The following is a 15,848-nucleotide window of genomic DNA, read 5'->3' as shown; positions in this document are numbered from 1 at the left end:
TTGTGTTTTCATGGGATAAGCGTGTCAATGTGTAGGGGCGGGTTTTACTACTATCTTTTCGATTGTACCCAAATGTAATTAAACCCGCCCTGATTCACAGGTTTTGTGTTTTCATGGGATAAGCGCGTCAATAGGTATGGGCGGGTTTTACTACTATCTTTTCGATTGTACCCAAATGTAATTAAACCCGCCCTGATTCACAGGTTTTGTGTTTTCATGGGATAAGCGCGTCAATGGGTAGGGGCGGGTTTTACTACTATCTTTTCGATTGTACCCAAATGTAATTAAACCCGCCCTGATTCACAGGTTTTGTGTTTTTCGGTGAATTGTTAGGTATGGGGGAGTTATCTTATTTCATCATAGATGATGTTTTTGTACGGTGTTTGGGTATGACAAAAGTTTTGGCTGGGTTCTTGGGGTTTGATGGGCTAAAGCCCTTACTACGAACTACGAACTACGAACTACGAACTGGGTGGAGTTTTTTGAGTTAAGTCCCATTCAATGGTGACTTTTACATTGGCTTGGGCGGTTCCTTTGGTAACGAAGGGGATTCCGGTTGACCCTCCAGTTTGTAAGCCAAATTCCAAGGCGACTTTACTCTGTGCTAGGTTATCGGTGAGTCCCTGTTTGACACTATCGAGTACGAGTTTGGAGTAACTCTTGACTGTACTCTTCATGGTGCGTTTTAATTTATTGGTTCTGTCTTGAATATCGTCAATAAAGCCAACGGCTTGCAGTTCATCACTGTCTTCCTCATCATATTGGATATAAATGGTTTCGCCATCATCGCCCATAACTTCTGTTATTCTAGTGGTCATAATTAAATATCTCCTTTAACTCATGAATGTAAGAGAGTGAAAGAAAACAGAAATAATGAAACAGCTACCATCTCCCCTACTCCGCCACAGATACAAAGCTGTTCAAGTATTTCCGCCACACTGCAAGAGTCTTCCCGCCAGGGGTTAAAACCCCAGGATAACGCTCTTACGTCACTTTCGGAAGAGCGAAGCCTGAAACCCTTCCTATGATAGAGCTTTACCTAGACTTGCATAGGTCTGATGTAACGGATTGTTCCATTCTATGCAACAATAAGTCCCGTAGTTCTGTCGTTGTCTCAATCTAAAGGAATTCGATTGTGAATCAATCCCCCAATGAAGGCACAAAAACCTTTTTGTATATTATTGGCATTTCCCTGGGTGTGGGTCTGTTACTCGCAGCATTTGTTTTGCTACTCACGGGACTCGGTGTAATTCAGCAAATTCCATCGGCTGTCGTCTGGGCGATCGTTCTCTTTTCCATTGGTATCGGTATCCTCAGCGGTCTCACGATCCGACGGTAAATTAAGTAGGTTGGTGGAAATAAACCGAACTCTCTTACGTTCTGTCACTATTTTTGAAACCTTCACGAATGACAAATGACAATACCCGCCGTTACCTTTAATTTTGTTCAACTACTTATATTATGAGTCCACCTCCCCCATCTGACACCCTAATTTATGCTTATATTTTTTCCATTTCTGTCGCTGTTACGATTGTGGTTTATATTTTTAGAGGTGTAGGCATCCTCAGCTTTATTCCAGGAGGTATTTTGTGGCTATTAATTTTACTATCTATTGCCACAGGGATTATTTACGGGGTGCAGAAAACCAAGCGGTACTAATACTCAATCAGGGTTAACGCTCCGGATGCGATCGCACCATTCGTTCGTTCGTAGTCAGCGCTTTAGTGCCTCCGGAATCCTGACTCGGGGCGGCTTTGGTTACATCTTCGTGAAACCCGCCCCTACACACTCAAAACTTTCTTATCTGCAACATTTGATTTCCGCCTCGTTGAAATTCATAAGCAACCTGCTTAATTTCCAGATTATATCCCTGTGCATTTAACTCCCTGATTACAGGTGATACGTGGGGAGATACATCTCCCGAAATATCTACCAGAGGAAAAATTCTCACCTCATTTGCCACACGACACAATTCCTGGATCGAAAGCAGGTGAAACCCTTGAGACAATAAGTCAGAATAGCTAAACAGGAAGTGAGAACAAACCGCTAAACTAAATTGACGGGTTGTAAATGGTAAACTAGGCAACTCAGCGTTAATATAGCGTCCTTGTTCAATTCCCATCGATAAATCGTCGATAAATTCTTCCATGGCTGACAGGCGAATTTCTCCCAGTTCTTCGGGTGTTCCAATTGTTTGCCACACATAGTTATCACGATTCGCTTTCACCCCATCAATCACCCTTGGATATACCTCTTGAATGCGTCTTTTAATATCAGTTGCCGAAAACTGATAGATAGGATCACAAGACATAACATTATATCCTTGGCGCGTCATCTCCGCATTAAAGCTAGCTGGTCCCCCCGCACAATCGAGTAGGGTTAATCTGAGTTCATCGGGTTGCAGGTCAAACATTCTGACATATTCGTCCAGCGAACGCCCCCAAGGAATAACGGTTTCGAGTTTAAATCCCATTTTTATTTCTCTGATAACTAGGAATGACAAAGGATAAAATACAATTTTAACTTTACCGTTTATTTAAACTATAGGCTTTTTTTATAAGTTTTTATAAAGATATTTAAATCAACTTGTCACTCTGCCCGGTTACTGGTTATAGTGAAGCCGCTCTCTTAGACTTTTGTTCAATTCAGCATCTTAACATGGGGTATCTACTGGACTATACCTATATCGAAGGCAAAACTGATGTCTCAATTGCAGCACCCTTCCTCACCGAGTTCAGGAAAAGAACCTTGGCTAGCGGCTAACTTATCCCTATTTTTTCCCGGAATTGGTCAGCTTTATACGGGAAAGATGATCAGAGGGTATAGTTTAATTATCACTCAAGTCGGGTTATATGCGTTAAGTGGATGGTTAATTTTAAGCCGAATCGGCAATATTTTTATCGGGGAAATTCTCTTAATCACCACATTCGCGTTGAGTATTTGGGGAATCTTTGATGCGTATGACTGTGCCAAGAAAGCTAATCCGCCAAGCTTTGAGAAACTCAGAACCAGTCGAAAAGATCCATGGCTGGCTGTCTTCCTCTCGCGCCTTGTTCCTGGTGCAGGTCATCTATATATTAACCGCCTGTGGTTGAGTGTTCTATTCTTTACTTTTTTTGTTACCTCGTTGCTAGTTCAACTCGTGCCGATACTCCTAAAATCTCTAGTTTTTTATCACGTTTATATCGCCTCAACAGTTCGTCGTGAACGAAATCAGATGCCAATTTTATGTATGGCGCTTGTCTCTATTCTATTTTCTATCGTAATTTCTATGCAGATGTTCTTTATTACAACACATATTGCTGATACTCACGTCATTACCACGAAGGAGATGAACCCAACGTTACACAACGGCGATCGGGTTATTGTGGATAAACAAATCTACCGTTTTCAATCCCCCCAGCGGCAAGATGTTGTCCTATTTTCACCACCGAAAACTTTGCAAGACAACCATTTTCGAGACGCCTTTGTTCAGCGAATTATTGGTTTACCCGGAGAACGGGTAGAGATTCAAAAGGGAATAGTTTATATCCAGTCTCAGCCTCTGGAAGAGAACTATCGTCAAGGAGGTTCTCAAGACACCTTTACCCCCATCACCGTTCCCGCCAATTCTTATTTCGTCTTGGGGGATAACCGGAACCACAGCTATGATAGTGAGGATTGGGGGTTTCTTCCCCGACAGAATATTCTGGGAAAGGTGACTAAACGATTTTTTCCGCCTCAACGAATGGGGATTGTTGACTAATCAGGTATAAAAGTGGCTACAGTACAGGTAGTATGGTCGATAGGTCACAGGCATGTCAAGATTGTAGGTAGAGCAGTTGCGCCAAATCGCACTGTTTCAGAAGCATCTTACCCGATAAACCTTGAGAAGCGGCTTAAATGGGCAACTGCCTGGTTAAAGAAAAGGGAGGATCTATACTGATGTCAAATCACCAGGACTTAAGTTGTATATTAACAGAAATGTTAATAGAAATAGCTCAGTGTTTCAAGAAAATTATCCGTGTTGATCGGGTTAATATTTTTTTATTATACCGATATGATCCGGAGCAGTGTCTCGTTTTAACGCCGAACTCTTCCCAACCGAAAGAGTTAAGAATTCCCAATTCTACTGGGATTGGCGGAATTGCCAATTTGCAGAGTTTTGTAGAAAATCCTTTTGAATGTCAGTTTTACCGTGAAGAACACGGTATAAAGCTACCGCGATCCTTTGATTATATCGTTTATAATTTATTATCTCTACCTTTAGCTAATAAACAAAAAAACATCGTTGCATTCGTTCAATTAATCAACAAATTAAAACCAGAGGCTAGCCCCGATCAGCCTATAGAAAAGACGATTGACAATCATGGATTTACTCAAGACGATGAAAAGCGATTTTATCAGGCAAGTGCGTGGATTCGTTCAACAGTTGAGCGATGTCAGGCGCTTTATGCAGAAATTAAAAAACAAGAGGTTTTTATTGGCTTTATTAAAGCCATTCATACAATTAGCCAAGGCGGACTAAACTTTGATGCGATCCGTCAGCTTATTATTCAAGAAGCCAATGAATTAATGAATGCCGATCGCAGTCGCTTATGGCTAATCGATCAGGAACGTCAGGAACTGTGGACAAGGGTAGAAACAGAGGAAGGTTCTCCTTACGAGAAGCGCCACGGGATTGGGGTTGGCTTTGTTGGTAAAGTAGCTGAGTCGGGAAAAGCCTTAAATATTCCCTTTGACCTCTATATCCACCCTGGTGTTGATCGGATCAAAAAAAGGGATTGCCATACCGGGTATCGTACCTGTAGTTTACTCTATATGCCTATTTTGACGCCGGATAACGAAGTCTTAGGTGTCCTGGAATTAATTAATAAAAAGAAACGGGGATATTTTTCCGCTTATGATCCCGATAGTTGGCCCATTCCACCGGATATATTTAAGGCAAGTTTTAGTCAAGCCGATCAACAATTAATGGCAGCCTTTGCGCTGCAAGTGGGGATTGCATTACAAAATTCTCGCCAATTCGCATCGCTTAGACAACAGGAACAGATTCAACGGCTTATTTTAAAGACGCTAGATAATGGCGTGATTTATACCGATGTAAAGGGGCGAATTATTACAGTCAACGAAAAAGCGCATCAGCTTCTCAAAAGCGATGAGGTAGATGGGGTGGAAGGGAGTTGGATTGGTGATTTTATTCAGGTAAAAGAGAGTGATTTTGCTCATTTAGTCCAAGGGGCTTTAACGGAACATCAGGACTATCACGCCCCTCATACGGTTATTGCTCGTGATCAGGAACAACCGATTGATTTATCGATTCGGTCGATCGCCGAGAACAACGGATCTCATCATTTTTATGGACTCGTCGTCGTTCTCAAAGAAATTAATTCCACGAGTTCCACTCAACTCCCCACCTATCACCAAGTCAGCCAGGAACTTACCCAGGAATTTTTGAGAAAATATGATATCCAGTTATTTGCCCACCCCAATGTGGCGATTTTATGTGCCGATATTCAAGGCTATACCAGCTTGATGGACGATATGGAAGCAGAAACCGTTGTTTCCATGCTCAATCACTATTGTGAACTGATGGTGGAGACTGTCTTGAAGTATCAAGGCACTTTAAATCAATATATTGGTGATGCATTAATTGCTGTCTTTGATACCTCCTTAGCCGTAAGCGATCGCGCGTGGTATGCGGTACAAGCAGCGATAGACATGCGCCAACAGTTAGCCGAGTTTAATCGTAATCATTTGACACCCCATCAGCCAATGCCGCGCCTGGGGATTGGTATTCATGCAGGGAGAATCCATCTGAACCAAAATGGTTCTCAACCCCCATTATCTGGGGATATTGTCAACTTTACTTCCTTACTCGAACAAGTCAGTCGCGATTATGGCTGCGACATTATTATTAGCGAAACAATTTATAAACATTGTCGCGATCGCGTCTGGGTGCGGGAACTGGATCGCCTCCCGGTGAAGAGTAAACCCCAATCCCTTGCCATATATGAACTTATGGGACTTCGTTCCCAATCCCTTTCGAGTCAGCAAGAACAAATTATTGACCATTATGAAAAAGGGCGTCGCTATTACCTCAACCACCAATTTGCCCTGGCAATTGGTGAATTTTCCCAGGTTTTGGAGATGGATGGCGCTGATAAGGCGGCGAGATTACATATCCAGCGCTGTTTGTATTGGCTAGACTCGCCACCGCCTCCCGATTGGGATGGGGTGTGGACATTAAGTGTTGATTGTTGATTGTTGATTGTTGATTGTTGATTGTTGATTGTTGATTGTTGATTGTTGATTCTTCACGTCGTTCGAGGAAACCTGGCGCGTGAGGTATGTAGGGGCGGGTTTTACTACTATCGTTTACGAAAGCACCTAGATGTAACTAAACCCGCCCCGACTCAATCTGTTCCCTGTTCCCTCCCCTTAGTTATTGCAAAGTTAAGCAAAGTCAGCACAATGGGAAGAAAAGCTGGAGGTGTAGCGCATGTCCGAAAAAACAAACCGACGTAAGTTTCTACTCACAGGTATGGCGGTAGCAGGTGGAATTGTGGGAAGTGCGGCGTGGAAACAACATCAACCCTCAGCTTCTCAACAGGAATCAGCGGAAACCCTCGCCATGTCAGTCTCTGGAACCACCACAATGCCGGAACGGATGTTAGGAGATACAGGGGTTTCTGTGCCTATTTTAGGCTTAGGAGGGGCAGGGAAAACACCCTTATCCAAACCGAACCAGGAAGCGGATGCGTTGGCGATTATTCAACGGGCGTTAGAATTAGGGATTCGTTACTTTGATACGGCGGCGAGTTATGGACCGAGTGAAGATTATCTGGGTAAAATATTACCAAACTACCGACAGCAGGTATTTCTCGCCAGTAAAAGCGCCGCCCGCGATCGCGATGGGGCGTGGCGAGACTTAGAGCGATCGCTCAAACGTTTGAATACGGATTATTTGGACTTGTGGCAATTGCACCACGTCTCGTTTCACGAAGAACTCGATAGGATTTTTAGTGCAACCGGGGCTGCTAAAGCCATAGAAGAAGCCAAAGCCCAAAACTTGATTAAATACTGTGGGATTACCGGACATCACGAACCCGATGTGATTGCGGCTGGATTGCAGCGTTATCCCTTTGATACTACCCTGGTTTGTATTAATGCGGCGGATAAACATCACCCCCGTCCCTTTATTCCCACCGTTTTACCCGTTGCTCAAAAGCAAAAGGTGGGGGTGATTGCTATGAAAGTCCCAGCCTATGGGCGGTTGTTTAAATCCGGTGCTTTAGACGGGATGCACCAGGCGCTGGGATATACCCTTTCTCAATCGGGGGTTCACTGTGCGGTGATTGCGGCGGAAGATGTGCCACAGTTAGAGTCAAATGTGGAGGTAGCCAGCCGTTTTCAGCCCTTGGATGAGATGGAATTAGCAGCAATTGAACAGCGCACGGCGGCGAGTTGGCAAAAGAATACATTTTTCAGGGCGTGGACTTAAGCCAACCCTCTTCTTCTTGTTGACGTAGCCAATCTGGGTCGTTAGCCTTAGTCGTATAGTTCCACATCAGTTCCCGATCTTGCCAAACATCAGCCGAGATCAGGATTTTTCCATTTTCTTCGCGATAAGGAACGCTATAAACATCAAAGACTCGCTTAATATTTTCCTGGTGTTCTGAGTTAGCAGCAGAATCGGAAATGACTAATTCCTCTTGTGAGCGAATAACTGGGCGATAGGGAACATACTGATTACTTGTGCAAGCGACTGTCAATGTTAACAAAACCAGGGAGATTGACCAATTCAAAATCACGTTTTGCATGATTATATTGCAGTTTCCAAGCTAATGTGATACATCCAAGTGTAGGGGCGCAAGGTGTCTATAATACGGTCAATATTCCGAAATCCCCGAAAAAAATTTTGTTGTCAGTTGAGTTGTTGCGATTAGAACATGGTTCTGACGTAAGGTTGGTGGGCATTGCCCACCCTACGGTACTGAAAGCCTTAGCTAGGCTTCAACTTTTACTCCTCTCCAAAAGGCAACATAGCCCTCAAAATTTTTCGCCTTCTCTTTTGCTTGAGGATAGAACCATGCTGCATCTTTATTCTGCTGCCCATCAACTTCGATGGTGTAGTAATTGGCTTGACCCTTCCAGGGACAGCTTGTATGGGTACTGCTTTCCTTAAAATACTCCTGGTTGATTGAGTCTGGAGGGAAGTAATAGTTTCCTTCGACAATTTGACAGTTGTTGCTCTCGGCGAGAACCGTATCGTTCCAGATAGCTTTAGGCATTGTTACGTTTCTTCATAAACTCTCCAATTCTCATTATGAGGTAAAGGTGCAGGGGAGTGGGGGACTCAGCCAAAAATTTTCGCCAGTTTTGGTAGTGCCAATCAGCCACTCACGTTTCAGTCTGACTCCTGTGCATCCTGAAAACTCGGAAGTTCATCTAAAGGACATTGCAAGACGCGACATAAAGCCTGTGTCTGACTAATTGTGAGTCGAGGTTCAAATCTGCCAGCTTCCCAGTTACTGACTGTCTGATCGGTGACGCCTATCGCATCAGCGACTTGTTTCTGAGTTAGTCCCAACCGTTTCCTTAGCTTCGTTAACTTACTCCCTGAACTCATTGCCTCCTAGTTCCCTTAACTTTAAATCTATTTATCTAAGTAGACAAAGCCCTAAATATATTTGTAATATAGGGTCAAGTCATGAGCCAGCGCACGAACTTTCCACGGGACGACGCTGGCTCTGGCTCCAATGACACATGGAGACAAGTCAATTATGCCTTACAAAGAACGCCTTTATCCTTGGGTGCTGGTTCGCCTGCTACCCAATATGCAACGAATTACCGTAGCACAATACCGCAACCGTTCCGATGCTGATGGGCATCTTCGCATTCTTCGCCGTCTGATGCCAAATGCCCAATTTGTGGTGATGTTTAATCCGGGTTTACCACCAGAGTACCAGCCGAACTCGCACTAGACCACCGATTTAAGGGCGTTAGAGATAACAAACCTGCCTTCACCCTATCGATGTGAGGGCGGGTTTGATGAAGCGTTATCGCTGCTACAAACGTTATTCCCTGAACCCGTCTCTACACAGATACACTGAAAATCTCATGTCTGCCTTATTTCGCCGCATCCAACCCGCTAAAAAATTCCGCATCACCAAGCGCCAAATCGCTAAATTTCTGAGAATTCCTAAATCCATGATTGTTAACGTCCAATGCTGGTGTTATGTTATTTTTGTCCATCGTAAAGACCGAGGTGGACAATTTATCAGCTACCGTCAAATGGAACAATGGAAGAATGCGATCGCCTTTCATCTACAGCAATGTTCCACCAAAGACCAGCTACAACAGTTGTGGAGTGCGATCGCCTTTGATCATGCCAAGTACTGGAAACAGTACCCAGCTTATGTCCTGCCCTTCCTACAAAGGATAACACGGGACTTATTTTTACCAAGGATTCCCCACCACGGTGAAAGATGCCCAATAATACGGATGGGTTAAATCTTGTGATTGGGGCAGTTCAGAGGGTAACAAAATCGTTCCCGCCGACGTAATCAGTTGACCATTTTCCAGTTTAGTTTGCCCCTTAAGCATATCGATTTGCACCTGTCGTAAGGCTTCGGCTTTAATTGGAGCGGTTTTTAACTGATCATAAAATTGGGTCATTAGTGCCAATGTGCCTTCATCGCTGACATACCACAAACTGGCTAAGGTTGATTTGACTCCCGCTTGCACCGCTAATCCGGCAAAGCCTAATTCGGCGTTTTCATCCCCTAATGCAGTACGACAAGCACTGAGTACCAGTAATTCTACAGGAGGATTATTCCATCCTAATTCTGGCAATTGATCAAGGCGTAGCTTACTATTCCATAATTGGATGTAGGAATTGCTGATCGCACCGGGGCGAAAATCAGCATGGGTGGCGAGGTGAATAATCCCAAAGGGTTGTTTTTTCCGTTGGGCTTTCAGATTATCTAGGGTAAAGCCTTCATCTAGGAAAAATTGACCTTGCCATAGTTTCTGGGTAATCGCTTCTAATTCCACAGGAACGGCGGGTAAAGGTTTTTGATCACTAAATTGTGCTGCCCCCATTGCCAATACTTGGCTATCTTGCAAACTTTGGAAGCGAGTATCAGTAAGGCTTAAACTGGGCATAATTCCGACACTATAATTCTCGATTAAGAATTGTTGTTCATTGTGTAGGGCGGCTACGGGAATGGAACGTAAACCCCTATCCATCACAAACACCAAGTTTTGAATGCCTTGGGCTTGTAAGTCAGCTTCTAATGGCGTAATTAACCAGTCGTAGAGTTGTTTTCCTGGGGCTAAGTAACCCTTAGTATCTCGGACATTGGTTACACTTCGTTGAAACTGTTGCGCCACTTGTAAAACTTCAGCACGGGTGATAGGTATGGATTTGTGAATCGGTTCTCCCTGGGCGGTAACTAAGACGAGATCCAATTGATCATTGTCTTGGGGGGTAGCTGATTCAGAAGAGATGCTACTGGGGACAAACATGACATAAATTAATGCGGGTTTGACACCTGTTTCTTGGGCAATATCCTGCAAAAGTTGACGCGCCTCAGTTAAGGTGAGAATTTGAGTCCCTGATTTACCCAGATAGGTTTCAAATTCCTGCGTATACGCCGCATCAATTGTGCCAAATACGGTGTCAATTGTTACAGATGGCACGTCGGTTTCTACCGGAGGTTGTGAGGGGGACTCTTTTTGCAGAATCAGCGGATTTTCGGCTGACGATTCACTGGGGGGTTCGGGTGTAATTGTTTCGGGCGTAATCAGTTGAATCTGACTCGGTGCAATTCCCTGAGTATAGGGATTAGGATACAAACCCTCGGTAATTTGATTATCGCTTCCGGTTGCGATCGCGCCTCTGGTTCCATTCTCGTTATTATAGTCTTGCCCGACGGTGAAGGGGATACCAAAATTCCCTCCTTGATGGCGGATGATCACTGATCCGCCGCCATTCCCGCCTGCGGTGGAAATACTGGTAGTTGTATTGGTGCGATCGCTAAATGTCTCGGTGGCGCGGAAAAATTGTTCTGTGGTAATATCGACGTTACCACCTCTGCCATTACTGCCACCTTGAGCATTAATCGAATCCACTTCGATATCGTTTTCTGGATCTAAGGTGACATTCCCCCCATCGCCCTGAGTTGCACTGGAATTGATCGCACCTGCTTGGATCTCCGTTTGGGCTTCTACTGTAATATCTCCGCCTTGATTTACTCCCGACGTATTCAGATTTCCGGTAGTGACAGCCCTTTGATTACTGGTGAGAGAAATCCCCGCATTCGCCGTAATATCGTTTACTTTAATCTCTTGATTCGCCAGCAGGCTGACAGTAGCATTATCCAATCCGGTAATTGTGCCTGTGGCGGTGATGGAACCTAAACCTGTTGGTGATAGGATAGATACCGGATCACTGAAGGTAAGATTGCCATTGAGTGCGATCGCGCCACTGCCATTTTCCCTGCCAATCCTGAGACTCTGGAACCCGTCTTCAAACACGCCTCCGGTGAGAGTAAAGTCTTGAGTGGGATTCAGCGGTTGCAAAACCAGATTAGTATTTGAGCCCGTTACCGTTGCACCCAAGGTAATCTCTGATGCGGTTAGGGATAAATCCGATAAGACGGCGAGGGTATCTTGGATGCTTAAACGATTCGCGGTAACATTTCCATTAAATTGGGTGGTTCCCCCTGCGTCAGTTGTTAGGCTATTTAACGGGGTAACACTACCCACAGCATCAGAGAATGTAGTGGTTCCGGTACTGAAGATACGTAAAGTGCGATCGCCCTCTACGATGCCATCAAATCTGATATTACCACCTGCCGTATTCAGGTCAACATCACCACCTAAATTAACCCTGTCTCCTAAGAACGTGAGAGTATTACCTGCTGTTGTGATATTAAAATTAAGGGTTGTCGTGGCAGCATCAAGGGTAATCGCGGCATTATCTTCACCCATCAGCATACCATTAAGCACAATTTCCCCACTAGGCGACTGAATCGTCACGGGATCATTGAACGTACTATTATCCAGTGTAATTGTGCCACTCCCTGATTCTCGTCCAATGGTTATACTCTGGAAACCCTCTTGGAATATCCCACCATTTACACTAAAGTCTTGGTTCGGATTTAGCGGTTGCAGAGTTAAGGTTTTATTGGTGCTTGTCTCAATTGAGTTCAAATCAATTTCTGCGGCGGTTAGGGATAAATTAGATAGCACATCTACCGAATCTTGCAAATTCAAGCGATTCGCCGTGACATTCTCATTAAATTGAGTGATTCCATCACGATTAGTGGTGAGAGTATCGAGTGGAGTAGAACTACCAACCGCGCCGCCAAAGGTGGTTGTCGCTGAACTCGATAGTGTCAACTTATAATTGCCATCAACCGTACCTTGAAAGCGAATCGGATTACTACCACTGTTGAGAGTAACATCATTACCGAGTTCAACACTGTCTGTATTAAACGCTATACCTCCGCCTCCCGTGGTGATATCAGCATTTAGGTTAGTCGTTGCACTATTGAGTGTAATTGAAGCATCATCTATACCCGTAATCTTGCCATTAATCAGGATGACACCATCAGGCATTTGAATTGTTACGGGATCACTGAACGTGAGATTGCTTAAATCAATTTGTCCGCCGCTATTCGTACTGCGAATTGTCAGACTCTCGAAACCATCTTGGAATCCCGTTTCCTCGGAGGAATTCCCTGATCCGACTAGGCTAAAGATATCAGTAGTATTTGACGATTGAAGGATCAGATTTTGATTGGTTCCCGTAATCGTTGAGCCGAATTCAATTTCATCCGCCGTTAACGATAAGTCTGACAGCACCTCTACTGCATCTTGGATGTCGAGTTGATTAGCGGTAATATTGTTATTGATTTGGGTTGTTCCCTCGTTATCTGTCCTAAGGGTATTCAAACGGCTGATGCTGCCAAGTTCACCTGTAAATGTCGTTTCTCCTGGATTTAATACGGTCAAATCATACGTCCCATCAACCGTGCTATTAAAGTTAATTTGACTATTTCTACTCGTGCTTATCGTCAGATCAGCCTTTAATTCAACACTTTCCATAAAGTCGATTGCTGGAGGAGGCTGCATTCCGCTTTGGGTCAACGTTAGTGTTGAATTCGACAGCACTTCTACCATGTTGTTAAATTCTAGCTGGTTGGCAGTTATATCACGATTGATGATCGTTTTTCCGTTAGCGTCCGTGCTGATAATATTTAATGAATTTAGACTGCCAACAATACCATTAAATAGTGCTGTCCCCGTGTCCGTATTTAAACTTAAATCATAATCTCCATCAACCGTGCCATTCAAGGTAACATTACCACCACTGGTATTGAAACTAACATTGCCCCCAAGCTGGAGAGGGTTATCTAAGATTAGATCATTACTTCCGGTGTTTATAGTTATTGTTTCTGTTTCCAATGGCTGAAGCTTAAGAGTACCCATTCCTCCAATAAAGGGTACTTTAGGTGGGAAACTAGGACTTTCTGCTGGCTTAAGCTGAATTTCATCACTGGTTAAGTTAATGTTACCATCTAAGTCACCATTTGACCGAATGCCCCGGGTAATAATGCTGGTTGCTTCAACCGCAATATCGCCACTTTCACCCGCACCATCACAGGTAATATTACTACAGGATTCTATTGTTCCTTCATTTCCTAACGGACCTGTGGTGTCAATTACACCATCGCCATTGATCTTGATCGTGATTTCTCCGCCATTTGCACCACTTGTCTGGATATTTCCACTGTTAATATTCCCTTCAGCCGTGATAGTTATATCGCCTCCATCACCCGTAGTATCTCTGCCTCGGGAAAGAGCATTCGTCATGCTGATAGTACCACCAGCATCAAGGGTAATATTGCCGCCATTATCCCCTCTTGAATCGATATCACTACCACCAGCATTGCCAATTTCAATATTGTTTTCGGCGTTGAGGAGAATATCACCCCCATCACCAGTCACATTGGCTCTGGATTTAATCGGAGAGGTTCTGATATTTCCGCGAGACTCAATCGTAACCGATCCCGCATTACCCAAATCACTGCTGACATCGATTTGTCCAGCTTGAACACTCCCAGTTAAATTATTGGGATTGTATTTATTCGTTAATAAAACTATACTGTTTGGCTGACTAATGCTGACATTACCAACTATAATATCAGCATTTGTTGCAGTAGTGAACGTGGGAGTTGGTAGTCCTGTACCAATCAGTTGATTTCCTGGATCTCCGCCTAAAACTCCCCAATCAATGCCTGCTCTAATATCTAACGTTGGGTTAGTACTACCATCAATTTGTAACGTTGTTCCATCGGACAACGGGACATTGGCTAAACTCGCAAGAAACGGATTAGCGTTATTCGGATTAATCGTATTATCTTCTGAATCTGTCCCCGTGATGGTAACATTTCTTATCCTTACCCGACCCCCGGCTAAAATATGTAGCGAAGCCCCGGTATAGTTTCCTAATCTGACATCACCAGAAGCTAAAATAATTGGATCATTAGGACTCTCCAAATCTCCTTCACTACCATCCAATTGTTCAATGCGAAAATCGCCGCCTGCTGAATAGTGAGCATCTCCGCCTATGGTATTACTAGAACGGAACACCATATTCCCACCAGAGAAGAAACCACTGGCGGCATGATTCAAGGCAAAAATATCAACATTTTGACTACCCTGAACAGTTAAATTATCCCCCGCTTGGGCAATAAATGGATTTGCCACACTATCCCGCACCCGTACCGTATCCTGTGCCAATAGCTGCAAATCCCCCGTTGTGGTTAAATGACTCTCCACCAACGTGAGATTATTCTCTGCTGAAAGTAACGCCGTTCCCCCCGTTACCGTCTTGGCAACCAGATCACCATTATCAATCGCAATCCCTGAACCCGTTAGGGCTACTTCACCCTGTTCATTCACCGACAAACCTGTGGCGTTACTAACGTTTCCTCCCGTTAGCAGTTGTGGAAGCGAAAGAGGAGTAAACGGCACTTCCGTCGCCGCCGCCGGAACCTCTAAACTCAGCAAATGTCCCGCTTGGCTAATCCGCACCCACTGATTACCAGGAACCGTGGTGACGGTAATTTGACCCTCTGGGGCGACTAATTCACCCGTACTCACAACCGTACCGCCAATTAGACTGAGATTCTGTTCAGAATTGACTTCGAGTGTGCCTGTATTAACAATCGAACCGGGTTCAGGCGTATTAAAGACAAAGCCATTGGGCGTTCCCACCAGAGACGTGTAGTCATTGATCCCGGTAGCATTAAATAAGTTATCGCCAAAACTAATCCCGGTAGCGGTTGTGGCGGTAAAGGCGGCGGGGACATTTAATTGAGCCTCATTGCCAAAGATAATACCCGCCGGATTCATCAAAAACAGATTAGAAGTCCCGCCACTAACTTGAATTAACCCATTAATCACCGATGGATCACCACCAGTAATTCGTGAGAGAATATTCTGTATCGATGGGTTGGATAAAAAATTGGCAATTTGTCCCGAATCTAAACCAAACTCACTAAAACTGTGGAAGAGATTCGCGCCATCTCCTGACAATTCCCCCCCCTCAATATCGAAGCGGTTTCCCTCTTGATTCACAGTCGTATCGGTACTGTCATCGGAAACAATAGGTTGGGTTAACCCCGATGACATGAACCCTAGGGTGGTTAGGGATAAGGTTAGGGTTGACAGTAGTTTCAGGTAGATGGGGGCTGACATAGACTTCTCCTGAGGGAGGTAATTCCTCTATAGTTTTCTAGGGTTGGATTTGCCAATGGTAGAACTGGTTTGGCTCAAATACACCCATCCTT

At 44.3% G+C, this 15,848-nt stretch carries 13 protein-coding genes; 7 read left to right on the top strand and 6 right to left on the bottom strand.

Going from position 1 to position 15,848, the window contains the following annotated elements:
* Positions 1-461: 461 nt before the first annotated feature.
* Positions 462-818, bottom strand: a complete 357-nt coding sequence (locus RIB93_RS27195; protein ID WP_446377540.1) for a CU044_2847 family protein — start codon at positions 816-818, stop codon at positions 462-464.
* Between the two features lie 317 nt (positions 819-1,135).
* On the opposite strand from RIB93_RS27195, the gene RIB93_RS27190 reads away from it, so the two are divergent.
* Both RIB93_RS27190 and RIB93_RS27185 read left to right on the top strand, forming a co-directional pair.
* Positions 1,136-1,339 carry a hypothetical protein gene (locus RIB93_RS27190; RefSeq protein ID WP_446377539.1) on the top strand — a complete coding sequence of 68 codons (204 nt, stop codon included), beginning with the start codon at positions 1,136-1,138 and terminating at the stop codon, positions 1,337-1,339.
* A gap of 122 nt (positions 1,340-1,461) precedes the next feature.
* A complete protein-coding gene (locus RIB93_RS27185) occupies positions 1,462-1,659 on the top strand; it encodes a hypothetical protein (RefSeq protein WP_446377537.1) in 198 nt (65 codons plus the stop codon).
* A gap of 130 nt (positions 1,660-1,789) precedes the next feature.
* Here RIB93_RS27185 and RIB93_RS27180 read toward each other — a convergent pair whose 3' ends face one another.
* Positions 1,790-2,473: an SAM-dependent methyltransferase gene (locus RIB93_RS27180; RefSeq protein WP_446377535.1), complete on the bottom strand. Its 684-nt coding sequence runs from the start codon at positions 2,471-2,473 to the stop codon at positions 1,790-1,792.
* Positions 2,474-2,701: 228 nt separating this feature from the next.
* Here RIB93_RS27180 and lepB point away from each other — a divergent pair, with 228 nt between their 5' ends.
* From lepB to RIB93_RS27165, 3 genes are all read left to right on the top strand, one after another.
* Positions 2,702-3,745, top strand: coding sequence for a signal peptidase I (gene lepB, locus RIB93_RS27175; protein WP_446377533.1), 1,044 nt, complete (start codon positions 2,702-2,704; stop codon positions 3,743-3,745).
* A 179-nt stretch (positions 3,746-3,924) separates the two neighbouring features.
* Positions 3,925-6,243 (top strand): GAF domain-containing protein, encoded by a 2,319-nt coding sequence (locus tag RIB93_RS27170; protein WP_446377531.1) that lies wholly within the window; start codon positions 3,925-3,927, stop codon positions 6,241-6,243.
* A gap of 238 nt (positions 6,244-6,481) precedes the next feature.
* On the top strand, positions 6,482-7,483 hold the full coding sequence (locus RIB93_RS27165; protein WP_446377529.1) for an aldo/keto reductase: 1,002 nt from the start codon (positions 6,482-6,484) through the stop codon (positions 7,481-7,483).
* Here RIB93_RS27165 and RIB93_RS27160 read toward each other — a convergent pair.
* From RIB93_RS27160 to RIB93_RS27150, 3 genes are all read right to left on the bottom strand, one after another.
* A complete protein-coding gene (locus RIB93_RS27160) occupies positions 7,467-7,802 on the bottom strand; it encodes a hypothetical protein (RefSeq protein ID WP_446377527.1) in 336 nt (111 codons plus the stop codon). The two genes, RIB93_RS27165 and RIB93_RS27160, sit on opposite strands and share 17 nt — an antisense overlap.
* A 186-nt stretch (positions 7,803-7,988) precedes the next feature.
* A complete protein-coding gene (locus RIB93_RS27155; protein ID WP_446377525.1) occupies positions 7,989-8,273 on the bottom strand; it encodes a DUF427 domain-containing protein in 285 nt (94 codons plus the stop codon).
* A 116-nt stretch (positions 8,274-8,389) separates the two neighbouring features.
* Complete coding sequence (locus RIB93_RS27150; RefSeq protein WP_446377523.1) at positions 8,390-8,611, bottom strand: helix-turn-helix transcriptional regulator; 222 nt, start codon at positions 8,609-8,611, stop codon at positions 8,390-8,392.
* 154 nt (positions 8,612-8,765) lie between these two features.
* Between RIB93_RS27150 and RIB93_RS27145 the strand changes: the two genes are divergently transcribed.
* Together RIB93_RS27145 and RIB93_RS27140 are read left to right on the top strand one after the other, a co-directional pair.
* Positions 8,766-8,966, top strand: coding sequence for a hypothetical protein (locus RIB93_RS27145; RefSeq protein WP_446347773.1), 201 nt, complete (start codon positions 8,766-8,768; stop codon positions 8,964-8,966).
* A gap of 136 nt (positions 8,967-9,102) precedes the next feature.
* Positions 9,103-9,495, top strand: a complete 393-nt coding sequence (locus tag RIB93_RS27140) for a hypothetical protein (protein WP_446377521.1) — start codon at positions 9,103-9,105, stop codon at positions 9,493-9,495.
* Here RIB93_RS27140 and RIB93_RS27135 read toward each other — a convergent pair.
* Positions 9,442-15,756, bottom strand: a complete 6,315-nt coding sequence (locus tag RIB93_RS27135; RefSeq protein ID WP_446377519.1) for a CHAT domain-containing protein — start codon at positions 15,754-15,756, stop codon at positions 9,442-9,444. The two genes, RIB93_RS27140 and RIB93_RS27135, sit on opposite strands and share 54 nt — an antisense overlap.
* Positions 15,757-15,848 lie beyond the last annotated feature (92 nt).

It is taken from the genome of Coleofasciculus sp. D1-CHI-01, from assembly GCF_040218875.1.
Taxonomy (GTDB): domain Bacteria; phylum Cyanobacteriota; class Cyanobacteriia; order Cyanobacteriales; family Coleofasciculaceae; genus Coleofasciculus.
Note: the sequence above shows the minus strand (reverse complement) of the source record. Positions and strands in the feature narration are given on the sequence as shown.